19 protein-coding genes and 1 pseudogene are annotated in these 21,543 nt (G+C 65.2%); 11 read left to right on the top strand and 9 right to left on the bottom strand.

What is annotated here, in order from left to right:
- The first annotated feature begins 88 nt into the window (after positions 1 to 88).
- From GT347_RS14020 to GT347_RS14005, 4 genes are all read left to right on the top strand, one after another.
- Positions 89 to 679, top strand: coding sequence for a glutathione peroxidase (locus tag GT347_RS14020; RefSeq protein ID WP_160552720.1), 591 nt, complete (start codon positions 89 to 91; stop codon positions 677 to 679).
- A 321-nt stretch (positions 680 to 1,000) separates the two neighbouring features.
- On the top strand, positions 1,001 to 2,314 hold the full coding sequence (locus tag GT347_RS14015; RefSeq protein WP_160552718.1) for an NAD(P)/FAD-dependent oxidoreductase: 1,314 nt from the start codon (positions 1,001 to 1,003) through the stop codon (positions 2,312 to 2,314).
- Positions 2,311 to 3,138, top strand: coding sequence for a DUF1365 domain-containing protein (locus GT347_RS14010; protein WP_160552716.1), 828 nt, complete (start codon positions 2,311 to 2,313; stop codon positions 3,136 to 3,138). Before GT347_RS14015 ends, GT347_RS14010 begins: the two co-directional genes overlap by 4 nt.
- Positions 3,135 to 4,373, top strand: coding sequence for an SAM-dependent methyltransferase (locus GT347_RS14005; RefSeq protein WP_160552714.1), 1,239 nt, complete (start codon positions 3,135 to 3,137; stop codon positions 4,371 to 4,373). Before GT347_RS14010 ends, GT347_RS14005 begins: the two co-directional genes overlap by 4 nt.
- A 5-nt stretch (positions 4,374 to 4,378) precedes the next feature.
- Here GT347_RS14005 and GT347_RS14000 read toward each other — a convergent pair whose 3' ends face one another.
- Positions 4,379 to 4,996 (bottom strand): glutathione S-transferase N-terminal domain-containing protein, encoded by a 618-nt coding sequence (locus tag GT347_RS14000; protein ID WP_160552712.1) that lies wholly within the window; start codon positions 4,994 to 4,996, stop codon positions 4,379 to 4,381.
- Positions 4,997 to 5,063: 67 nt separating this feature from the next.
- Between GT347_RS14000 and purB the strand changes: the two genes are divergently transcribed.
- Both purB and GT347_RS13990 read left to right on the top strand, forming a co-directional pair.
- Positions 5,064 to 6,467 carry an adenylosuccinate lyase gene (gene purB, locus GT347_RS13995; protein WP_160552710.1) on the top strand — a complete coding sequence of 468 codons (1,404 nt, stop codon included), beginning with the start codon at positions 5,064 to 5,066 and terminating at the stop codon, positions 6,465 to 6,467.
- Between the two features lie 13 nt (positions 6,468 to 6,480).
- On the top strand, positions 6,481 to 7,041 hold the full coding sequence (locus tag GT347_RS13990; protein WP_160552708.1) for a YaeQ family protein: 561 nt from the start codon (positions 6,481 to 6,483) through the stop codon (positions 7,039 to 7,041).
- Between the two features lie 12 nt (positions 7,042 to 7,053).
- Here GT347_RS13990 and GT347_RS13985 read toward each other — a convergent pair whose 3' ends face one another.
- A complete protein-coding gene (locus GT347_RS13985) occupies positions 7,054 to 7,476 on the bottom strand; it encodes a DUF3717 domain-containing protein (RefSeq protein ID WP_160552706.1) in 423 nt (140 codons plus the stop codon).
- A 457-nt stretch (positions 7,477 to 7,933) separates the two neighbouring features.
- Between GT347_RS13985 and GT347_RS13980 the strand changes: the two genes are divergently transcribed.
- The 3 genes from GT347_RS13980 (at position 7,934) to GT347_RS13970 (ending at position 9,628) form a co-directional block, all read left to right on the top strand.
- Entirely contained in the window at positions 7,934 to 8,680 is a 747-nt protein-coding gene (locus tag GT347_RS13980; protein WP_160552704.1) for a TerC family protein, read from the top strand.
- Between the two features lie 75 nt (positions 8,681 to 8,755).
- The gene (locus GT347_RS13975; protein WP_160552702.1) at positions 8,756 to 9,223 is read left to right on the top strand and encodes a hypothetical protein; all 468 of its coding nucleotides are present in this window, start codon (positions 8,756 to 8,758) and stop codon (positions 9,221 to 9,223) included.
- Positions 9,224 to 9,274: 51 nt separating this feature from the next.
- Positions 9,275 to 9,628, top strand: a complete 354-nt coding sequence (locus tag GT347_RS13970; protein ID WP_160552701.1) for a phage holin family protein — start codon at positions 9,275 to 9,277, stop codon at positions 9,626 to 9,628.
- Here GT347_RS13970 and GT347_RS13965 read toward each other — a convergent pair.
- On the bottom strand, positions 9,596 to 11,140 hold the full coding sequence (locus GT347_RS13965; RefSeq protein WP_229722308.1) for a M48 family metalloprotease: 1,545 nt from the start codon (positions 11,138 to 11,140) through the stop codon (positions 9,596 to 9,598). The two genes, GT347_RS13970 and GT347_RS13965, sit on opposite strands and share 33 nt — an antisense overlap.
- Positions 11,141 to 11,185: 45 nt before the next feature.
- On the opposite strand from GT347_RS13965, the pseudogene moaC reads away from it, so the two are divergent.
- Positions 11,186 to 11,678: pseudogene (gene moaC, locus GT347_RS13960) on the top strand (cyclic pyranopterin monophosphate synthase MoaC).
- Positions 11,679 to 11,794: 116 nt separating this feature from the next.
- Entirely contained in the window at positions 11,795 to 13,744 is a 1,950-nt protein-coding gene (locus GT347_RS13955) for an O-linked N-acetylglucosamine transferase, SPINDLY family protein (protein WP_160552699.1), read from the top strand.
- Here the strand turns inward: GT347_RS13955 and GT347_RS13950 are convergent.
- The 6 genes from GT347_RS13950 to GT347_RS13925 all read right to left on the bottom strand — a co-directional run bounded on the left by GT347_RS13950 (position 13,708) and on the right by GT347_RS13925 (position 21,490).
- Positions 13,708 to 16,650 carry an O-linked N-acetylglucosamine transferase family protein gene (locus GT347_RS13950; RefSeq protein WP_160552697.1) on the bottom strand — a complete coding sequence of 981 codons (2,943 nt, stop codon included), beginning with the start codon at positions 16,648 to 16,650 and terminating at the stop codon, positions 13,708 to 13,710. The genes GT347_RS13955 and GT347_RS13950 overlap by 37 nt on opposite strands.
- 31 nt (positions 16,651 to 16,681) lie before the next feature.
- A complete protein-coding gene (locus GT347_RS13945) occupies positions 16,682 to 17,005 on the bottom strand; it encodes a hypothetical protein (protein WP_160552695.1) in 324 nt (107 codons plus the stop codon).
- Positions 17,006 to 17,071: 66 nt separating this feature from the next.
- Complete coding sequence (locus GT347_RS13940) at positions 17,072 to 17,515, bottom strand: pilin (protein ID WP_160552693.1); 444 nt, start codon at positions 17,513 to 17,515, stop codon at positions 17,072 to 17,074.
- A 175-nt stretch (positions 17,516 to 17,690) separates the two neighbouring features.
- Positions 17,691 to 18,482 carry an MBL fold metallo-hydrolase gene (locus GT347_RS13935; RefSeq protein ID WP_160552691.1) on the bottom strand — a complete coding sequence of 264 codons (792 nt, stop codon included), beginning with the start codon at positions 18,480 to 18,482 and terminating at the stop codon, positions 17,691 to 17,693.
- Between the two features lie 43 nt (positions 18,483 to 18,525).
- A complete protein-coding gene (locus GT347_RS13930) occupies positions 18,526 to 20,772 on the bottom strand; it encodes a CHASE2 domain-containing protein (RefSeq protein WP_160552689.1) in 2,247 nt (748 codons plus the stop codon).
- 40 nt (positions 20,773 to 20,812) lie between these two features.
- The gene (locus GT347_RS13925; RefSeq protein WP_326830358.1) at positions 20,813 to 21,490 is read right to left on the bottom strand and encodes an FHA domain-containing protein; all 678 of its coding nucleotides are present in this window, start codon (positions 21,488 to 21,490) and stop codon (positions 20,813 to 20,815) included.
- Positions 21,491 to 21,543 lie beyond the last annotated feature (53 nt).

Below are 21,543 nucleotides of genomic sequence, written 5' to 3'. Positions count from 1 at the left end.
TTCAAAAAGGCTTGGAGATTCAAGGACATACAAAAACGCCGTGGATCCGCTTGCACGCCCGGGCGGCCCGGGGCCTAACATCGCGCCCATGAAACCGCTCGCCCCACGCCTTCCAAACCGCCGGATCTTGCTGCAAGGCCTGGCCCTGGCCCCCCTGGCGGCATCGCTGCCGATGGCCCGCGCGGCCGGCGCATCCTGCCCCGCGCTGCTGCAGAAAAGCTTCCCTCGGCTGCAGGACGAAAAGCCGCAGGACCTCTGCCAGTACAGCGGCAAGGTGCTGCTCATCGTCAACACCGCGAGCTTTTGCGGGTTCACGCCGCAGTACAAGGGGCTGGAGGCCCTGTACTCGCGCTACCGCGAGCAGGGGCTGGTGGTGCTGGGTTTCCCCTCCAACGATTTCGAGCAGGAGACCGGCAGCAACCGGCAGATCGCCGATTTCTGCGAGAACACCTTCGGCGTGAAATTCCCCATGTTCACCAAGACGGCGGTGCGCGGCGCGGGCGCCGATCCGCTGTTCAAGGAACTGGCCGCCGCCACCGGCAGGGCGCCGGCCTGGAATTTCACCAAGTACCTGGTCGGCCGCGACGGCCGGCCGGTCGCCGCCTACGACAGTGCGGTGACGCCGGAAGACGGCGCCTTCCTCAAGACGCTGCAGCAGCAACTGGCCCTCGGCCGCTGAAGGGCTTTCCCACGCCAGCGGCGCTGTCCGAATCCGGCAGCCGGCCGCCTGCGTATGGATAGTCATGAAGCCCTGTTCCCGGATTACAAAGACTTACGCTCCGGCACTTGGAAACGGGAACCATGGCTTGCACATGCCAATCGAATCCCACTCTTGCGGCATCGCCCGTCACCCGTTTTTCTTGCTGCGAAGCCTTCCGTGCCCTAGAGGCGCGGCTGCAATCCCGAGGCGACTCTTCTCCTCCTCCCTCCCTCCCTCCTTCGTGTCGGGGCGCTTCGCAGCATTTTTATCTTCCCGGCCAGTCTTTTTCGAGAAGCTGGCATGAAGGTCGCAGTCGTCGGTGCCGGCATCTCCGGCCTGGCCGCTGCCCACGCCCTGCAGCCCCATGCGCAGGTCACGCTTCTGGAAGCCGCCCCCACCTTCGGCGGCCACGCCCATACCGTCGACATCACCCTGCCCGATAAGCAGGGCCGCCCGCGGACCCACGGGGTCGATACCGGTTTCCTGGTCTATAACGAACGCACCTATCCGCGGCTGATCCAGCTGTTCGCCGAACTGGGCGTGGCGACCGTGGCGTCGGACATGTCGTTCTCGGTGCAGGCGCCGCGCGCTGGCGCCGCGCCGCTGGAGTGGAGCGGCACCAGCCTGTCGGCCGTGTTCGCGCAGCGCGGCAACCTGCTGCGGCCGGCCTTCTGGTCGATGCTGCGCGACCTGCTGCGTTTCAACCGCATCGCCACCCGCCTGGCCCAGTCCGATGACGCCGCGGCGCTGGACCAGCCGCTAGGCGCCTTCCTCGATGCGCACGGCCTGGGCACGCCGTTTCGCGACTGGTACCTGCTGCCGATGCTGGGCTGCATCTGGAGCTGCCCCACCGACCAGATGCTGAAGTTTCCCACCGCCACCATGATCCGCTTCTGCCATAACCACGGGCTGCTGCAGGTGCTGGACCGGCCGCAGTGGTTCACCGTGGCCGGCGGTTCGCGCCAGTACGTGCAGAAGATCGTCGCCGGCCTGGACGACACCCGCGCCGGCACGCCGGTGCTGGGCATCCGCCGCGATGCCGCCGGCGCCTGGCTGCGCACCGCGCGCGGCACCGAACGCTTCGACAAGCTGGTCCTGGCCACCCACAGCGATACCGCCCTGGCCTTGCTGGAGGAGCCCTCGCCGCAGGAGACGGCGCTGCTCGGCGCGATCCGCTACCAGGCCAACCGCGCGGTGCTGCATACCGATGTCTCGGTGCTGCCCCGCCGCAAGGCTGCCTGGTCGGCCTGGAACTACGAGGCCGCGCCGCCGGCCGCCAATGCGGGCATCGCACCGCGTGTCTGCCTGCACTACCTGCTCAACCAGCTGCAGCCGCTGCCCTGGGCGCAGCCGGTGATCGTGTCGCTGAATCCGCTGCGCGAAGTCGATGCCTCGCAGGTGCTGGCCGAGCGCGAATGGGCCCATCCGGTGTTCGATGCGGCCGCCATCCAGGCGCAGTCGCAGCTGCCGGAGCTGCAAGGCCTGCGGCACAGCTACTTCTGCGGCGCCTGGGCCGGCTATGGTTTCCACGAAGACGGCCTGGCCGCCGGCCAGCAGGCCGCCCGCCGGCTGCTGCAGGACATGGCGTCGGCGCCCGCCAGGGCGGCAGCATGAACGCCACGGCGGCCCCGCTGATCGGCATCGGCGAAGTGCGGCACCGGCGCTCGCGTCCGCGGCCCAATGCCTTCACCTATCCGAGCTGTTTCCTGCTGCTGCCGATGCGCACCCTGCGGCGTGATCCCCAGGCCGCGGGCGCGCTGGCCTTCAACCGGCGCGGCATCCTGTCCTTCCACGAAAGCGACCACGGCGACGGCCGCCTGCCCAACGCGGGCGGCGCCCTGGCCTGGCTGGACGCCTTGCTGGCCGCCCACGGCATCCACGACGCGACGGGCGAGGCCTGGCTGCAGGCCTTTCCGCGCCTGTGGGGCTACAGCTTCAAGCCGGTGAGCTTCTGGTTCTGCCACCGCGAGGACGGCAGCCTGCGTGCGGTCGTGGCCGAGGTGCACAACACCTTCGGCGAACGCCACAACTATCTGCTCGACGCGCCGGCCTGGGGCGCGGAAGTGCAGGCGGACAAGGTCTTCCATGTCTCGCCCTTCTGCGAGGTGCAAGGGCGCTACCGCTTCCGTTTCATGCGCACCGAAGGCGCCGATGCCCGCACCCTGGTGCGCATCGACTACGACGACGCGACCGGCCCGCTGCTGGAGACCAGCATCGCCGGCCGCCTGTCGCCCCTGACCGCCGCCGCGATCCGCCGCGCCGTGCTGGCGTTTCCGCTGCTGACCTTCGGCATCGTCTGGCGCATCCACTGGCAGGCGCTGCGGCTGGCGATCAAGCGCACCCCCTTCTTCGGCAAGCCGGCGCCGCCGGCTGTCTCCACCAGCCTGGCACGCGCGGCTGAAACCAACGAGTCGGCTGCGACGTATCGCTCTTCATGAACGGCACCACTGTCCCCCATTCCGCGCCGCCGGTCCTGCTGGAACTGCCGCGCCATGCGCCGGCTTCGGCGCAGACCGTCTTCCAACTGCTCTCCCGCCTGCGCCATGGTCAGTTGAGCGTGCGCCTGCCGGGCGATGCCGGCATGCGGCATTTCGGCCATGCGGGCGACGACGGCCCGAGCGCCACCATCGTGCTCGACAACTGGAACGTCTGCGGCGCCGTGCTGCGCTCCGGCGACATCGGTTTTGCCGAGAGCTACATGGCCGGCGACTGGCACACACCGCACCTGGGCGCGCTGCTGCGGCTGCTGGTGGCCAACCGGCGCGAGGTGGAGGACATGGTCTACGGCCACTGGGCCGGCCGGCTGCTCTACCGCCTGCGCCACCTGCTCAACCGCAACACCCGGCGCAACAGCCGGCGCAACATCCACCAGCACTACGACCTGGGCAACGATTTCTACCGGCTGTGGCTGGACGAGACGATGAACTACTCCTCGGCCAGCTTCGAGGGCGACCTGGACCAGCCGATGGCCCAGGCCCAGCACGCCAAGGTACGCCGCGCGCTGCGCATGGCCGGCGTGGCGCCCGGCGACCGGGTGCTGGAGATCGGCTGCGGCTGGGGCGCACTGGCCGAGATGGCGCTGACCGAATTCGGCGCCTCGCTCACCGGCGTGACCCTGTCGGACGAACAGCTGGCCTGGGCGCAGGACCGCGTGTCCGGACTCGGCCCTGCCGACCTGCGCCTGCAGGACTACCGCGACATCACCGACGGCCCCTACGACGCGATCTGCTCCATCGAGATGATCGAGGCCGTGGGACGCGAGTACTGGCCCACTTACTTCGCCAGCGTGGCGCGCCTGCTCAAGCCGGGCGGCCGCGCCTGCATCCAGAGCATCGTGATCGACGACGCCCTGTTCGAGCGCTACCTGCGCTCCACCGACTTCATCCAGCAATACATCTTCCCCGGCGGCTGCCTGCCCAGCCCCTCGGCCTTTAAGGCCCAGGCCGAGGCCGCGGGCCTGCGGGTGGTGGACAGCTTCGCCTTCGGCCCCGACTACGCCGAGACGCTGCGCCGCTGGCGCGAACGTTTCATGGCCGTGCGCACCGAGGTGCTGGCACAGGGCTTCGACGAGAAATTCGTGCGGACCTGGGAGTTCTACCTGGCCTACTGCGAAGCGGCCTTCGCCGAGGGCAATACCGACGTGGTGCAGTACACCCTGCTGAAGCCGGCTTGACCGATTCAGCCGGGCTTGCTGTCCGCGAAGCTGGTGCGCAGCGCCAGCTTGTCGGCCAGCCGGGCGAGGTTGGGATATTCGGTGCGCCAGCCGATCTGCGGGAAGCGGAACTCCAGCCAGCCCAGCGCGCAGCCCACCGCCACGTCCGACAGGCTGAAATGCACGCCGCTGCAGAAGGGCTTTTCACCCAGGCCCTGCGCCATGGCCTTGAGGCCGCCGTGCATCTTGCCGAACTGGCGGTCGATCCAGACCTGCGAACGCTCGGCCTCGCTGCGGCCGTCGAAGCCGCCGGCCTCCAGCCGCGCCAGCACGCCGGCATCGAGCACGCCGTCGGCCAGGGCTTCCCAGGTCTTGACCTCGGCGCGTTCCCGGCCCGAGCTGGGGATGAGTTTGCCGACCGGCGACAGGGTGTCCAGGTACTCCACGATCACCCGCGAATCGAACACCGCCTCGCCGCCCTCCATCACCAGGCAAGGCACCTTGCCCAGAGGATTGGAGGCCGACACCGCCGTGTCCGGCGCCCAGGGATTGGCCTGCACGAACTGGTAGTCCAGCTTCTTCTCGGCCATGACGACACGCACCTTGCGCACGTAGGGACTGGACAGCGATCCGATCAATTTCATGTCGCGGATTCTATCGGCGGGCCCGGCCCGAACCGGCGGCGCGAGGCGCCCACCTACAATCCCTGACATGAGCCCGACACCCGTTTCCGCCTCCGCCGCCTCCGCGGTTTCCGCCCTTTCGCCGCTGGACGGCCGCTACGCCGGACGCCTGTCCAGCCTGCGCCCCCTGATGAGCGAGCAAGGCTTCATGCACCGCCGGGTGCAGGTCGAGATCGCCTGGTTCATCGCCCTGTCGGACGCCGGCTTCGCCGAATTCAAGCCGCTGTCGCCCGGCGCCCGCACCTATCTGCTGGGCCTGGTGAAGAACTTCTGCGAGGCCGACGCGGTGGCCATCAAGGACATCGAGAAGGTCACCAACCACGATGTGAAGGCGGTCGAATACTGGATCAAGTCCAAGTTCGAAGCCCGGCCCGAGCTGCTGGCCGCCGCCGAGTTCGTGCACTTCGCCTGCACCAGCGAGGACATCAACAACACCAGCCACGCCCTGCAGCTGAAGGTGGCGCGCGAGCAGGTCATCCTGCCGGCCATCGACGGCATCGTCGAAACCCTGCGCGCCATGGCGCACCAGTACGCCGACGTGGCCCTGCTGGCCCGCACCCACGGCCAGACCGCCAGCCCGACCACCGTCGGCAAGGAGATCGCCAACGTGGTGGTGCGCCTGGTGGCCGCGCGCGAACGCATCGCGGGCATCAAGCTGATGGCCAAGATGAACGGCGCGGTCGGCAACTACAACGCGCATCTCTCGGCCTGGCCCGACTTCGACTGGGAAGCCTTCTCCCGCCGCGTGGTCGAGACCCCCGAGCCGCTGGGCCTGGGCGTCACCTTCCAGCCCTACAGCATCCAGATCGAGCCGCACGACTACATGGCCGAGCTGTTCGACGCCATCGCCCGCACCAACACCATCCTGATCGACTGGGCGCGCGACATCTGGGGCTACATCAGCCTGGGCTACTTCAAGCAGCGCCTGAAGGCCGGCGAGATCGGCTCCTCGACCATGCCGCACAAGGTCAACCCGATCGACTTCGAGAACGCCGAAGGCAACCTGGGCCTGGCCAACGCCCTGCTGCGCCACCTCTCGGAAAAGCTGCCGATCAGCCGCTGGCAGCGCGACCTGACCGACTCCACCGTGCTGCGCAACATGGGCGTGGCCCTGGGCTACAGCGCGCTGGCCTACCACTCGATGGGCGTGGGCCTGGGCAAGCTGGAGATCAACAAGGAAGCCATCGCCGAAGACCTGGACGCCTCCTGGGAAGTGCTGGCCGAGCCGATCCAGACCGTCATGCGCCGCTACGGCGTGCAGGGCGCCTACGAGAAGCTGAAGGAAGTCACGCGCGGCAAGACGGTGCGACCCGAGGACCTGCACGGCCTGATCCGCTCGCTGGAGATCCCCGAAGCCGAGAAGGAACGCCTGCTCGCCATGACGCCCGCCAGCTACATCGGCAAGGCGGCCGAGCTGGCCCGCCGCGCCTGAAGCGGCATCCCGAATGGCGCTCAAGTCCACCATCTTCAAGGCCCATCTGGCCGTGGCCGACATCGACCACGCCTACTACGCCGACCACCAGCTGACCCTGGCCCGCCACCCCAGCGAGAACGACGAACGCATGATGGTGCGGCTGGCCGCACTGGCGCTGTCGGCCCACGAGCTGCAGAGCACCCTGGGCGGCGACGGCGTGCTGGGCTTCGGCGCCGGCCTGTCCGATCCGGACGAGCCCGATGTCTGGCTGCGCGACTACACCCAGCGCACCCGGCTGTGGATCGAGGTCGGCCAGCCGGAAGAAAAACCGCTGGTGCGCGCCAGCAGCAAGGCCGACCGCATCCAGGTGTACTGCTTCAACCATGCCGCCGAGATCTGGTGGAAGGGCCTGCAGAACAAGGTCTCGCGGCTGGAGCGGCTGGAGGTCTACCGCATCCCCAGCGCGGCCTCGCAGGAACTCGCCAAGCTGGCCGAACGCAGCATGCAGCTGCAGGCCACGATCCAGGAGGGCTCGCTGATGCTGTCCAACTCCAGGGACACGGTCGAGCTGACCTGCGAGCGCTGGAAGTAGGCCGGGCGCGGATCAGGCCGGCTCGGCCGGGCCTTCGGCGGCCCGCTCGGCATAGCGGTTGAAGCGCCAGGCGCTGCCTTCGACCGTGATGCGCCGCCAGGTGGCGCGTTTCTCGACCGGGTCCATGCCCGGCCAGAGCTGCACCTCCTCGAAAGTGCGGCCGCAGCCCTTGCAGAGTTCGTCGCCCTGGCTGGTCGAGCAGATGGCGATGCAGGGCGTGTCGGGCGTGCTCTCGTACCAGGCCAGCCAGGCATCCATGGCCTTGGGCGGGAAGCCGCGCTGGTCGGCCTCTTCCTCGTGGAAATACACCATCAGCGCATAGACCTCGGCCAGCGCGCGGATCTCCGGCGCCAGTGTCACGCCGTCGGGCGAGGGTTTCCTGGCGCGCCAGTAGTTGATGGCGGCCTCGATGTCGGTGATGTGCAGGGCTGCCATGCGGCGCGGGAACCTCGGGAGAACGGCGGGCCGCGATGATAAGCGCCGCTCCCGTCCCGCCCCGGCGTGGGGAAACAAATCGGGACAACCCGGTTGCCCTGGTCACAAAACCGATGTTCTAATACCCGAACGAAGGGGAGTAGCTCCCGTTTCGTGCCGCCTCAAGGAGGTACTTCCCACGAGGTATCGGCGGTACGGAATATCGGCAAGGTCGTCAGTACGAAGTCTCGCGAAGATTTCCGGCCTCGTCGGGCATAAGAACATCAGCATGACACCATGCCGAGCAAGACCTTCGATGCGAACCTGGGGCAAGTTCCGTCGAAGTGCGTCTGTGGCATGGCCGTCCTCATCTTGAAAGAGGCTGGCTCCTAGCCTCCTCGCTTCCCGCCATGGCGGGACTCCACGAGACTTTTCCCAGGTTGTTATCGATGCTCGACAACACCCGGAGTCTGTGTTCATGGAGTTCTTTTCCGCCCCCTGGTGGTCGGCCCTGCTGGCCATCATCCTGATCGACCTCGTCCTCGCGGGCGACAACGCGATCGTCATCGCACTGGCGGCCCGCCGGCTGCCGCAACACCTGCAGAAAAAGGCCATCGTCTGGGGCACCGTCGGTGCCATCGTCGTGCGCTCGGCCATGACGGTCGGCGTGGTCTGGCTGCTCAAGATCCCGGGCCTGATGCTGATCGGCGGCCTGGGCCTGCTGTGGATCGCCTACAAGCTGCTGGCCGACCAGGGCCATGACGACGGCGAGGAGCATGTCGGCGGCGTCACCACCTTCTGGGGCGCCATGCGCACCATCGTCATCGCCGATGCGCTGATGGGCATCGACAACGTGCTCGGCGTGGCCGGTGCCGCCCACGGCGCCTTCGACCTGGTGGTGATCGGCCTCCTGATCAGCGTGCCCATCGTCGTCTTCGGCAGCACCATGGTGTTGAAGCTGGTGCAGCGCTTCCCCGCCATCATCCAGATCGGCGCGGCCGTGCTGGCCTTCACCGCGGCCAAGATGATCGTCAACGAAAAGCTGCTGGACGCCTTCTTCGGCGGCGAAGGCACGCAGCAACAGGTCGCCTACTGGGCGGTCTGCGTGCTGGCCATCGTGGGTGTGCTGGGCGCCGGCTGGCTCAAGACGCGCCGCGCCGTTCCGGGCTCGGAACGCATCGACCAGGCGCGCACCGCCGACGCCGTCAACCCCGCGACCAAGTAAGAGACCGCCATGGCCAAGCTTTCCCTGCCCAAGCGTGTGATCCCCGTGCCTTCCTCAACCCCTGAAGGAGTTCCCATGGACAAGATGATCGTGTACGTCGACGACCTGGGCTACGCCCAGCAGCAGCTCGCGCCCATGGTGGCCTCGCGCCTCGGCGGGCCGAACGACCCGGCCGGCCTGTGGGTGGTGGTGGCCTGCGCGCCGCGCATGACCCACCGCATCAGCAAGTGGGTCAGCCACAGCGCCCGCGAGAACTGGCGCGCCAAGTGGGCCGACAAGTTCTTCGGCGCCATGCTGCCCTTCCTCACCGCCAAGGGCGACACCGCCCTGCCGGTGCTGGCCCAGGGCCCGCTGGCGCCGCTGACCGAGAAGCTGCTGCGCGAACATCCCGGCGCCCGCGTGCTCGACATGCGCCGGCCCAAGTTCGGCCAGGAGCTGCAACCGGTCAGCGATGCCCAGCCGCAACGCGAGACCAACAACCGCTGGGCCGTGCCCGGCGCCGTCGCCGGCATGGGCGCGATGCTGGTGCTGGCGGCCGAATAGGTCTGCTTCGGCCACCCCGGGCCAGCGGGCCCGGGTGCTATCCTGCGCCGCATGAAACTGATCATCAAATGGGTGCTGAGCGCGGCGGCGCTGCTCTTCGTGGCCTATCTCTACAGCGGCGTGCAGATCAGTGGCTTCGGCTCCGCCATGATCGCCGCGGCGGTCATCGGGCTGTTCAACGTCATCCTGCGGCCCATCCTGGTGGTGCTCACCCTGCCGGTCACCATCATCACCCTGGGCCTCTTCCTCTTCGTCATCAACGCGCTGATGTTCTGGGCCGCCTCGGGCGTGCTCGAAGGCTTCCATGTGCGCGGCTTCGGCGCGGCGCTGATCGGCTCTCTGATCTATTCGGTGATCGGCATGGTGATCGAATCAGCGCTCGGCGGCATCTTCTCGAAGTCTTGACTGCGCCTCCTGCAGGCGGGTGTCGATGATGGACACCTCCATGTAGTCGCCCGCGCCGCCCCGGTGCTGGCGCATCCATTCCTGGCCGGCGCGGTAGCGGTCGACCGCACCGGCCCAGTCCAGGTGCGCGGCCTGGGCCTCGGCCTCGGCGCGCAGGGCCCGCAGCGGCTGGTTGTCGGCGCGATAGGCGGCGGCCAGCAAGGTCCAGACACCGCCGTCCTGCGGATGGGTGGCCAGCCAGGACTGCAGCCGGTCGGTCACCCCCGCCGACGAAGCGCCATGCTGCGCGGCCTGGGCCAGCAAGATCAGCTCCGGACGCCCCAGCCCGCTGGCCGGCAGCGGCCCCAGCGCTTCCAGCGCCCGCGCGCCGTTGCCCCCCGCGATCTCCACCTCCGCCGCCAGCAGGCGCGCCAGTCGCGCGCCGGCCGGGTCGGCCGCCACCGCGCTGGCCAGCTGCGCCACATGCCTGCGGCCCGCCGCCATGTCGCGCCGATCGGCATCGGCCAGCGCGGCGGCATAGAGCGCCGCCGCACGCCGGCGCAGCGGCTGCTGGTCGAAGCCGGGCAGGTCGGGCTCGGTGGCCCAGGCGCGAAGCGCATCGGAGCCCGGCTGCGACACCACACGCGCCCGCGCGGACATGATCGCGTCTTCAATGCTGCCCTGCGGCGCCCGGCTCTCCGGACCGCCCACCAGCGGCATGCGCGAGCGCATGTCGGCGATGCGTTCACTATTGAGCGGATGGCTGCGCAGATAGGGATAGCCGCCCTTGTCGTTGAAGCCGGAGGCCTGCTGCAGCTTCTCGAACATGCTGGGAAAACCCCGGCCATCGAAACCCGCCTGCGTCATCACCTGGTAGCCCACCCGGTCGGCCTCGCGCTCCATCGAACGCGAGAAGTTGAGCTGCGTCTGCGCCTGCAGCGCCACGCTGCCGGTGACCATGGCATTGGCCGCCTGCGGATTGCGGCTGGCCGCCAACGCGCCCAGCACCAGGCCGGCGAGGAACAGCGGCGAGGTCAGGCTCTGGTTGGCCATCAGCCGCGAGATGTGGCGCTGGGTGATATGGCTCATCTCGTGGGCCAGCACCGAGGCGAGTTCGTCCTTGGACGACACCACCGAGATCAGCCCGCACAGCACGCCCATGTAGCCGCCGGGCAGCGCGAAGGCATTCACGCTGCGGTCCCGGCCGAGCAGGATGCGCCAGGCAAAACGTTCCTGGATCTCGGGATTGAGTTCTCCGCCCGCGACGGCAGCGACCATCAGCCGGTCCCAGATGCCCTGGACATACTCGACGAGCACCGGGTCGTCGACGAAGTCCGGGTCGCGGTAGAGCTCGCGCACGATGCGATCGCCCAGGCGGCGTTCCTGACCGGCGGGCATGTCGGCGCCGTCGCCGAGGCTGGGGAGCTGGGCATGGGCCGGGGCCGTGGCGAAAGCCAGGCAGAGGGCGCTGCACACCAGCGCGCGGAACGCGGGGAAAGCTCGCGGAAAATCCATCGCCGTATGATGCTTCATGGTCGGGAATGTTCAGATTTCCGATGGTCTGGACAGCGAGGAAACATGACTTCACTCACCCATTTCGATGCGCAGGGACAGGCGCATATGGTCGATGTCGGCGGCAAGGCGCACACGCACCGGGTGGCGGTCGCCAGCGGGCGGATCCTGATGCGGGCGGAGACGCTGGCCTTGATCGAGAGCGGGACGGCCAAGAAGGGGATGTGCTGGGGTGGCGCGGATCGCGGCGATTCAGGGCGCGAAGAAGACGAGTGATCTGATTCCGCTTTGCCATCCGCTGGCGTTGACGCGGGTGGCGGTGGAATTCGAGAGCTCATATACGGACGACAGCCGCGCCGCATTGAACTGCAAGGTCACCGTGGAAACATTCGGCCCTACAGGCGTGGAAATGGAAGCCCTGACGGCCGTTCAATTAGGGCTTCTTACCGTGTATGACATGTGCAAGGCTGTTGATCGGGGCATGGTCATTCACGATGTTCGAGTTTTAGAAAAGCACGGCGGCGCCTCGGGAAGTTTCGTAGGTCTTGAAACGCTTTAAAAGCTTGCCTTGCCGGCAGGCCGACCCGCTCAGCGGTCCGGCTACAGCGCGCATCGCCGATGCTCCGATGCATTGGTACCGATTTCGGTTCAAGAGCCATACGAGATAGTGCGCCCATGAAAGAAAACGATCGACGTCCAAGGCGCAGGCTTCTGGATTGGTTGCTGGGGCGAGGTTTTCGTCCGCTGCCTTCGCCCGCAGATCAATGCCGGGCTGCAATGGATGAGGGAAACAGGCATCTCTCTGAAGGTGACATCGCAACAGCCCTGGCCTGTTACCGAAATGCCGTCATTTTGGATCCAAACCACGCGGATGCCCAGGTCAACCTCGGCTATGCCCTGATGGAATCGGGAATGCCGGTCCCGGCAGGCCAAGCGTTTCGCTCGGCGCTGAAGCACGTACCGCATCATGCGGACGCGCATTTTTTCCTGGGCCGGATCGCCGTTGCTTTCGGCAATGACGCGGAAGCAGCCGAGCATATGGAAGCCGCACTGCAAATAGCACCGCAGCTTGAAGCTGCTTATGCCGAATTGGCGGCCATCCTTTTTCGTCTTGGTCGTTCAGAGCGGGCGCTGATCGTCCTCACGCAAGGCATTAAACGGATGCCGCAACGCGCGGACCTCCACTTTCTTAAAGGCAACGTGCTGGCCGAAGCCACGATGCACCGCGAGGCTGTAGAGGCATATACCCAGGCTCTGGAGCTTCAACCGGACTTCGCCGAAGCCATGGCCAACAAAGGAAACTGCGAACGCCATCTGGGTCTTGTTGATGAAGCTCTTAAAGACATCGAAACCGCACTGAAGTACCAGCCAAATAACGCGGCTTGGCACAGCAACCGCCTCTTCACTCTGCAGTACGGCGGAATGCTAGGGCCCGAGGCGCTATTTCAGGAGCATCTGAAGTTCGCCGAACGATTTGAAACGCCGCTGCTCGATACAAGCCGAGATGACCATCCCATGGTCGTGCAGCGGTCCGCGCGCCTGCGACTCGGGTATGTATCCGGCGACTTGCGACAGCACTCCTTGGCCTACTTTTTCGAGCCCGTGCTCCGCCAGCACGACCGAAGCCGCGTCGAAGTGTTCTGCTACTACACCTATCCGGTCATCGACGACGTTACCCGTCGCATGCGGGAAGAAGCAGAGCACTGGAGGGACTGCGCTCAGCTATCCGACGAAGCCATGGCGCAGTGCATTCGAAACGACGGAATCGATGTTTTGGTCGATCTCTCAGGCCATACCGGACACCACAGGCTCCTGGTCTTCGCGCGTCGGCCAGCTCCCATCCAGGTCACATGGCTGGGATATCAGGCCACCACCGGGCTTGCAAACATGGATTACCGAATAACCGACGCAGGCGTAGACCCTCCTGGAGAAACCGAGCGCTTCCACTCCGAACAGTTGCTAAGGCTTTCCAGCGGCGCGATCTTTCAACCCGACCCTCAAAGTCCGCCGGTTGCGGCGCTGCCCTGCATTGCCTCTGGCACCTTCACATTTGGATGCCTCAACAACCCCGCCAAGATCACCTCTTCCTTTGTCGCCGCTGCGGCGGCAATCCTGCACGCGGTTCCGAACTCAAGGCTGCTTCTGGGCAATGCTGGTGTGGAAGACGCACCCGAATGGATGCGCCGTTTCGGCGAGCACGGCGTGCCGGCCCACCGGCTGGTTCTACGTGCGAAAACGTCCATGCCCAATTACCTTGCCATGCACGCTGAGATAGACCTCGCGCTCGACACCTTCCCATACAACGGCGGTACCACCACCATGCATTCGCTCTGGATGGGAGTTCCGGTGCTGTCGCTTGAAGGCAAGACAGCCATCTCGCGGGTGGGCGTCCAAACCATGCGAGGACTCGGTCTAGAAGAATTTGCATGCGCCACCATGGACGAGTACGTCGCTCGTGCAATCGAAATCGCCAACTCGACGGATTTTCTCCGGAAGACTCGTGCGGGCTTGCGTCAGCGGCTGGAGCGCGTCATGGTTGATCAGGCGCGCGCCTTCACAGTCGAACTGGAGGACGCCTTTCTTTCACTTCACTCGCACAAGACTTCAAACTCCGGCGAAAAATAAACGTCGAGCGTTGCAACGCCACGTTCAAAGTCCGGCACCGGGCACGCAAGCATGGAACCATCCTTGCGCTGCAAGGAGAAAACATCGAACCCCATCTGCGCGACCAATGCTGTGCGGGCAGCGGCCATATACGTTTTGCTGAGTTGCAGGTCCCGGTCAACGTACACGCCGAGCCCGCGGTGCACTGCCAAGCGTGCGCCCGCCCGGCCTGCTTCGTACGACCACTTTTCTTCCAGCAGAGTCTCGGCATCCATCCACTCATGGTCGAAAGCCACCCCCGATACCCGCCGGGCATTCACCGCAAGCAAGCCACCCTCAAGCACGGCGAGTCCTCCCACGAGTTCGTCCAGGCCGCCCCCGGAAACCAATACCTCCGCAAAACCGCTTTTCTCCGGCGTGGCCTGGATGAATGCGGCGGCCCGTTGGCCAAAATCGTCCAGGCGCCAGTCCAGCTGCACCCAGCGTTTCGCGCCCGAATAGCCTACGACATCCGCCGATTCCAACGCATGATTAATGCGCTCAAAAAATCCCGGTCCACCGATTGAAATATTTTTCTGTATGAACAGCACAATGTCCTCGTCCGGCGCCCGCAAGGCAGACTCATATGCAGCAATCTTGAGGCTCTCGGCGCAGCGCTGGAAAACAACCGACGCGCCGCAGATGGCAGCCTGATTCGTGAGATGTTTCTCCATTCGCTGGTAATGTTCCACGTCATCGCACGGCAATACGCACAGGATTTTCCGCGCGCGGGGTTTATCCAATGCCACATGCTTCACGACACGCACCGATTGGATTTCGAGAAACGCCTTGAACAAGCGGGCCTGGAGCCGCTCTTCCAACGTGGAACCATGATCCAACTCGAGCTGCGCCACGGCCCGCCCAGATGCCGGCCAGTCTTCAGCGTATATCCAATATCGCGCAATATTCACGAGCGCCGATGCACGATCGGATGCTGCAAAACGATCAAAGCGCTCTTCCAGATAACGGGCGGCGTCAGCAAATCTCCCCTCACTCGTAAAATCCTCCGTCATCATGATGTGAGCACCGGCAAAGTCAGGATAGTGCGCCAGGCAATAACTTACAATACGCCTTGAACTTTCCCATTGGCCCGTCCCCAACACCGCCATAGCGCGTCGAATCAACTCATGGGCAGGAAGAGGAACAATTTGTGATGGCCGTGCAATCGACTTCAGCGCACCGGACTCTTCGACCAGCCTCGTAAAGGCCGCCTCCACATCTTGCGCAAACATTCGGCCATTGCCTAGGCTGCTGCGCTGCATGCGCAAGCGCGCCTCCTTGCGAAATTTCTTGAGGAAATCCACGTCCTGAGAGAGACGAACTGCGCGGCTCACATATTCGTTCACATCGGAAACGGCCAAGTCCGCAGCTCCCACATTGCTCATGACCGACACACCAACGCGACTGATCAAAGAGTCGCCCTGCAAGGTCACGACCGGCACGCCCATAAAAACCGCGAAACAGGTCGTGGTCCCCCCGTTGAACGGGTGGGTATCCAGAACAATATCCAACTGGTTATAGGAGCGAAAGAAATCACGCCCTGGCACCGGCCCAAGCAAAGTAAAGCGACTGCGCTCCAGGCCAGCGTCGATCAAGCGATTTCCGAATCGCTCACAGGTTCCAGGGTTTTGAAAATTGACTGACTGCAATACCAGACGGCTGCGAGGTACACGGCGCAGGATCTCTGCCCATATCCCCATGATCTTTGGATTGATCTTGGCAATGTTGCCATAACACCCGAAGGTCACGAAGCCAGCCTTGAGCATTGGCGGATCGGATGGCTCCGGCGCATCGCCGCGTGGGTCGAAGCACCATAGCGATTGAGGCAACTCCAAGGGCGCTTCCGTGTAGCAGCGCCCATCGTCCGGTGTTCGGAGATGAGGGTCCACAAATTTGGCGTCTACAGTTTCCAACCCGGTGGTCGGCGGATAACCCAGCCCGCTCACTTGAACACGCGCCAGCCGCGCCTTCAGCAGCCAGAGCCGGTTATGAGATGTATGGCCCGCGAGTTCCACCAAAACATCAAGATCATGCGACCCGATCAGTTTGACCAGACTTTCATCGGACTCTTTATAGACAGCATGGAAATGATCAGAGCGCGCTTTGATTTCTTCGGTTTGCGCGTCGGAGGAAGAGGAGTCGTGATAAATAAAAATCTCAACACGCTCCCTGTCATGCCCTTCCAATAGAGGACGAAAAAAGTAACGTACCGAATGATCCCTGAAATCCGGCGACCAATATCCGATACGCAACTTCTTACTGGAATCACGAGTTTCAAAGCTTGGCAGATGATACGTAATCTTGTCCGAAAGCGGAGCGCTCGTTTGAGCCCAGAAATGATGCTCTGCGGCAAGTGTCTGCTCTGACTTGTCTTCGTAGGCTCGCGTCCACAGATAACCATCTGGCATGCGTCCGTTATCGAAGTAAGACAGCCATGCGCGCAAAGCAAAAGTGGTGGCTGATTCCGTGTCGCCACGCCGAAAAAGCAGCGAAGAATAAATGGAATCGATATGCGGGTAACCCGGAATAACTGTCTGCGCTCTTACGAGCAATACCCGCGCCTGCTCGTCATCTCCAGAGTCCAACAAGCATCGCGCGTAGTTGACCACGGCCTCCATATTAGAATCATCAAGCCGATAAGCCAGTGAAAATTTCTCGTAAGCTTCCGCAGTCTCGCCGATTTCCACGAGGCTGATACCCAATCGAATCAACGCGCTGACATTCTGCGGATCTATTCTCAGCAATTCCCGTAGTGCGTCGATGGCGGCGCGCCACTCGCGGGCTTCATGTGCCTCGGCGATACGCTTCAGTAGCGGATTTAAGCGGGCCTTGCGAGTCAGCCTTCCAAATGCGCGCTCGAATGCATTTCCAACCAGCAATCTCAACATGTGGCTGCTCCGAAAAGACTGGCCGACAGCATCATTTGACGACTTTCGCCATCTCAACGACCAAACCTTCCGTGGCGAGGTCTATAAATTTTGCGGGATAGCCCTTTTCGCTAAGGCTCCATTTGAAAGCATTTGCAAATATAGAGCGCCGCATCAAACCCATTTTTCTTTTCTGGGAAAAGTTTGCGGCATCCCGAAAAATCCGCTCGAGTGTTCGCGTGATCTTGTTGACTGAGAGCTCGCCCTTGTCATCACGATGCAGCGTCTCCGGTGGAAGTTGCCGCACAACCTGTTCCACCAAAGCCGCCGCGAAGCTACGCTCTTCACTGAAGTCAAAAAATCGAAGCAAAATCACCCCCGCATTTAAAATGCAAACGAAAAAAAGCCCCTTCGAAGGGGCTTCTCTGGAACGCTGTGCTACTCAACCGCGGCAGGAAGCCGGCACATATTTAGTTGGGGCACCCGTGCAAGTCCAGACAATCGTGCCGCCCGAGTTGGCATTCACCACGCCGCTCAGGCTGACCGTGACGGAAGCAGAACCACCAATCGCGGAGTTGCCAAGCACAGTAACAGTCACATTGTTATTGGTGGCCGTAATACCTGCCGAGGCTACTTTGCCCGTGGCCGGCGGAACGCAATCGGTCATGTTCGCGTTAGTCCACGAACCATTGCTTTGCCAAGATTCAGACAGGCAAGTGCGTGCGCTGCTTGCAGACAAGATCAGTTCAGACACCCGCGCACGCACGGTGTAGTCTTGATAAGCCGGCAGCGCAACCGCTGCCAGGATGCCGATGATGGCCACAACGATCATCAGTTCGATCAAAGTGAAACCTTGCTGAACATTGCGCCGGATGGAACGGGTCATTTGTTAACTCCTCTTAGGTATGGATTTACCGCGGAGCTAGCCGCAGCTTCTGTGCCATGGTCCCCACGCCCCAAAGTACGACTGCCCGGCGGGTCAAAGGACAAAATTGTCAGGATGCGCGGCGGCAGCCACGCGCACTTCGGGTCCTATGTGCCAATTTCGTCACTTGTGCCACTCAGACCTCCAGCACATGGCCTTCCTTGAGCCAGCGGATCTCCAGCGCCGCATCGATGCCCTGCGCACCGCGCGGCAGGCTCGCGATCTCGGCCATGATGAGTTCGGTCTCCGCCGGCTTGGTGTGGGTGATCCACACGGGAAATTTTCCGGCCCGTTCGATCTGCCGCAGTTCCGCGCCCAGCGTGGCCGGCGCCAGGTGCTTGCTGATTTCCGCCAGGGCCGCCTCGGCGTCGCTGAATGCGGTCTCGATGACCAAAGCCGCGACGTCCAGCGTCTTCAGGCGCTGCCAGAACGCGGGGTTCGGTCCGGTATCGCCGGTGAAGACCCAGGCGGGGCCGCCGGCTGAGGACACGGCGAAGCCGGCAGCCGGCACGGTGTGCGAGGCAGGCAGGATCTCCACGCTGGTCCGGCCCAAGGTCACGGTCTGGCCGATCTCGAAGGTCCGGAACTGGATGAAAGGACGCTCGGCGGTCGGGATCACCGAGAAATCCGGCCAGATCAGGTTATTGAAGATATGCGCCCGCAAGGCGGCCACGGTCTGCGGCAGTGCATGGACCTGCAGCGGCGTGCTCCGGCGGGCGGCCACCGCGTCGACCATCATCGGCAGGGCCGCGACATGGTCCAGATGGCAGTGGCTCAGCACAACATGGTCGATGGCGGCCATTTCGTCCAGCGTCAGGTCGCCCACGCCGGTGCCGGCATCGACCAGCAGCCGGTCATCGACCAGGAAGGACGTCGTTCGCCGTCCCCGCGCAATCGCGCCCGAACAGCCGAGAACCCGGACTTTCATGGCAATTCCTCCTGGCAGTCCGTCATGGCGAAGCTGCCCCTCATTATTTGGTGTCCATGCGGGTGGTGCCATCCCAATCGGCATCGGCCGGCTTCGACCGGGCCTCGGCCAGCCTCGCAGCATAGAGCGCCTGCAGGGCGGCGAAGCGCGGCGGCAGCAGATCCTGGCGATCCAGCAGGCGGGCGGCGCCGTTCCAGTCCTGGCCGCGGTAGGCCAGCAGCAGGGCATTCCAGTCGTCCAGCCATGCGGGGCTTTCTTCGGCCAGGGGCGTGAACACCGTCACCGCATGCTGCCGGCCCTTGACCATCACCCGGTCCAGCTCCAGCCAGGCCAGGCCCTGCGCGGCCTTGGCATGCGTGTCCTCGCCGACGACGATCTCCACGCCGTAGACCTTGCACAGCCCTTCCAGGCGCGAACCCAGGTTCACGGCGTCGCCGATCACGGTGTAGCTGCGCCGCAGTTCGGAGCCCATGTCGCCGACGCACATCACGCCGGTGTTCAGGCCGATGCCGATGCCGATCGCTGGCAGGCCCGCCGCCTGGTGTTCCTGGTTCATGCGGTGGACCGCCTCGACCATGCCGCTGGCCGCGGCCACCGCCAGCCGGGCGTGGTCGGATGTGCGCACCGGTGCGCCCCAGAAGGCCATCACGCAGTCGCCCATGTATTTGTCGATGGTGCCGCGCTCCTGCCGGATGATTTCCGTGAGGCGGGTGAACACCCGGTTCAGCAAGGCCTGCAGCGCCTGCGGCTCCATGGTCTCCGACATGGCGGTGAAGCCGCGCATGTCGCAGAACATCACCGTCAGCTCGCGGTTCTCGGCCTGCATGCTGTAGCGGGCGGGCTCACGCACCATCTCGCTGACCAGTTCGCGCGGCACATAGGTGCTGAAGAGTTGCGCCAGTTGGCGTTTGGAGCGGGTCTCGACGAAATAGCCGTAGCCGATGTTCAGGGCGAAGGCGGCCAGCACGGTCAGCCAGGACAGGGCCAGCGGCAGCACCAGGCCCTGGGCGGCGAAGAGCCAGAAGTTCAGGCCGCCCAGCGCGGCCAGGGTCAGCAGGGTCAGCAGGATGCCCGCGGGCACACTCAGCATCGGCAGCAGCAGCGCCAGCAGCAGGCCGCTCAGCAGGATGGTGAGCGCGGTGTAGCCGGGCTCGTAGTCCGGCCGCTGCAGGCTGCGGCCGTCCAGCAGGTTCGACAGGATGTTGGCGTGGGTTTCCACCCCGGGATAGGCGCGGCCGACCGGCGTCACCCGCAGGTCCAGCAGGCCGGGCGCGGTGGTGCCGACCAGCACCAGCTTGCCGGCCAGCGAGCCGGCGGGCAGCCGGCCGGTAAGCAGATCCACGGCGGGGATGTAACGGAAGGAGCCGCCTTCGGGCCCGCCCCGCCCCCGGTAGGACACCAGCATCGCCGCTCGTTCGTCGACCGGCAGCAGCTGCGGGTTGTCGCCGCGCTCCAGCATCAGGCCTTCCAGGGTCAGCGGATGGCCGGGCGCCGCGGTCTGGCCGGGGATCACCATGGGCAGCAGTGCCGGCTGGCCGAGCAGGCTGCGGTACATCGCCAGCGCAAGGGATTCGTAGTAGCGCCCCTGGAACCCGCCGATCAGGGCGACCGAGCGGATCACGCCGTCGTTGTCCGGGATCGAGTTCATGAAACCGGCCTGCGGCGCCGCCCGGGCCAGCACCTCGATGTTGGCGCCCGCGCTGGTCCAGCGTTCGGTGCCCAGCAGCGGCTGGGGCTGGCCAGGCGCCGCATGCTCGATGGCGGGGGCGGGCAGGACGCCGCGCAGGCTCGCCTGGCGGTCGTGGCCGAAGTAATAGCCCAGCACGGCGTGGCGCTCGCGCAGGGCGTCGGCGAACTGCTGGTCGTAGTCCAGCGCCGGTCCAAGGCGTTGCACGCTGGCGGCGAAACCGGGCTGGGCGCGCAGTTCGCCCTCGGCCAGGCGGCGCAGGCTGGCCAGGCCGGAACTCTCGTCGGCCTCGCCGAACAGCACGTCGAAGCCGACAACGGCGGCCTGCTGGCGGGCGAACAGCTCCTGGGTCAGCTGCGCCATCCGGTCGCGGCCCCAGGGCCAGTGGCCGATCTCGGCCAGGCTGCGGTCGTCGATGTCCACCACCACCACCCGCTCGTCGAGCGAACGCGGCATGGTTGCGCGCAGCCGGGTGTCGTAGATGAAATGGTCGAGGCGTTCCAGCCCGCTCGATTCGACGCCGCCGAAGATGCCGCCCAGCGCCAGCAGCACCGGCAGCAGGGTAAGCGCGATGCGGCGGCCGTGGCGCGACAGCAATCCCACGGCCCGGCTCAGGCGTGCCGGGCAGCCGCCGCCGCGCGCGTCAACCCGCGCCCTGGGCGAACTGCATGCGGATGCCGGCCAGCTCCACCGTGTCGCCGTGGCGCAGCATGACCGGCGCATTGCCGACGGCATTGCCGTTGACCGTGGGCACGGCCGCGCCCTCCACATGGGCCAGCGCGAAACCGTGCGCCCGCCGGGTGATGGAGGCCACGCCCACGCCGGCCTTGCCGATGGTCGTGACCACCTTCACCAATTCGACCGACTTGCCCGTGGCCGCGCCCGACAGCACCTTGATGCTGCCGGTCTGCACCGGCGGCGCGTCGCCGGCCATGGCGGTGTCGGGGAAGAAGGTGGGCGCCATCTCGGAGTGGCGGAATGGCGGCAGGGTGGAGTAGCTGTAGTCCTCGGCGGCCGGCGGTGGTGCGGGCTCGTCGCCGGCCGTGGCGGCATCCGCCTCGAAATGCAGGCGGTAGCGGCCGATCTCGACCACGTCGCCATGGCGCAGCACCTGGCGGCGCGCCGGCCGGCCGTTCACGAAAGTGCCATTAGTGCTGTTGAGGTCTTCCACGACCATGTCGCGCCCCACGCGGCGCACCGCGGCGTGTTCGCCGCTCACTGCCAGGTTGTCGATCACCACGTCGCTGTAGGGACGCCGGCCGAAGGTGGTGTATTCCTTCGTCAGCTCGACCTCGCGCAAGGCGACTCCTTCCAGGGACATCAGCATCCTTGCCATCGCCACTCCTGCTCCTGCGGTTCTCGAAGCGCACACAA

This window comes from Xylophilus rhododendri (genome assembly GCF_009906855.1).
GTDB lineage: Bacteria > Pseudomonadota > Gammaproteobacteria > Burkholderiales > Burkholderiaceae_C > Xylophilus > Xylophilus rhododendri.
Note: the sequence above shows the minus strand (reverse complement) of the source record. Positions and strands in the feature narration are given on the sequence as shown.

Excerpts from the sequence above, each read along its gene's own strand:
- GT347_RS14020 (WP_160552720.1), top strand. The coding sequence starts at position 89 with ATGAAACCGCTCGCCCCACGCCTTCCAAACCGCCGGATCTTGCTGCAA.
- GT347_RS14015 (WP_160552718.1), top strand. The coding sequence starts at position 1,001 with ATGAAGGTCGCAGTCGTCGGTGCCGGCATCTCCGGCCTGGCCGCTGCC.
- GT347_RS14010 (WP_160552716.1), top strand. The coding sequence starts at position 2,311 with ATGAACGCCACGGCGGCCCCGCTGATCGGCATCGGCGAAGTGCGGCAC.
- GT347_RS14005 (WP_160552714.1), top strand. The coding sequence starts at position 3,135 with ATGAACGGCACCACTGTCCCCCATTCCGCGCCGCCGGTCCTGCTGGAA.
- GT347_RS14000 (WP_160552712.1), bottom strand. The coding sequence starts at position 4,996 with ATGAAATTGATCGGATCGCTGTCCAGTCCCTACGTGCGCAAGGTGCGT.
- purB (WP_160552710.1), top strand. The coding sequence starts at position 5,064 with ATGAGCCCGACACCCGTTTCCGCCTCCGCCGCCTCCGCGGTTTCCGCC.
- GT347_RS13990 (WP_160552708.1), top strand. The coding sequence starts at position 6,481 with ATGGCGCTCAAGTCCACCATCTTCAAGGCCCATCTGGCCGTGGCCGAC.
- GT347_RS13985 (WP_160552706.1), bottom strand. The coding sequence starts at position 7,476 with ATGGCAGCCCTGCACATCACCGACATCGAGGCCGCCATCAACTACTGG.
- GT347_RS13980 (WP_160552704.1), top strand. The coding sequence starts at position 7,934 with ATGGAGTTCTTTTCCGCCCCCTGGTGGTCGGCCCTGCTGGCCATCATC.
- GT347_RS13975 (WP_160552702.1), top strand. The coding sequence starts at position 8,756 with ATGGACAAGATGATCGTGTACGTCGACGACCTGGGCTACGCCCAGCAG.
- GT347_RS13970 (WP_160552701.1), top strand. The coding sequence starts at position 9,275 with ATGAAACTGATCATCAAATGGGTGCTGAGCGCGGCGGCGCTGCTCTTC.
- GT347_RS13965 (WP_229722308.1), bottom strand. The coding sequence starts at position 11,140 with ATGAAGCATCATACGGCGATGGATTTTCCGCGAGCTTTCCCCGCGTTC.
- GT347_RS13955 (WP_160552699.1), top strand. The coding sequence starts at position 11,795 with ATGAAAGAAAACGATCGACGTCCAAGGCGCAGGCTTCTGGATTGGTTG.
- GT347_RS13950 (WP_160552697.1), bottom strand. The coding sequence starts at position 16,650 with ATGTTGAGATTGCTGGTTGGAAATGCATTCGAGCGCGCATTTGGAAGG.
- GT347_RS13940 (WP_160552693.1), bottom strand. The coding sequence starts at position 17,515 with ATGACCCGTTCCATCCGGCGCAATGTTCAGCAAGGTTTCACTTTGATC.
- GT347_RS13935 (WP_160552691.1), bottom strand. The coding sequence starts at position 18,482 with ATGAAAGTCCGGGTTCTCGGCTGTTCGGGCGCGATTGCGCGGGGACGG.
- GT347_RS13925 (WP_326830358.1), bottom strand. The coding sequence starts at position 21,490 with ATGTCCCTGGAAGGAGTCGCCTTGCGCGAGGTCGAGCTGACGAAGGAA.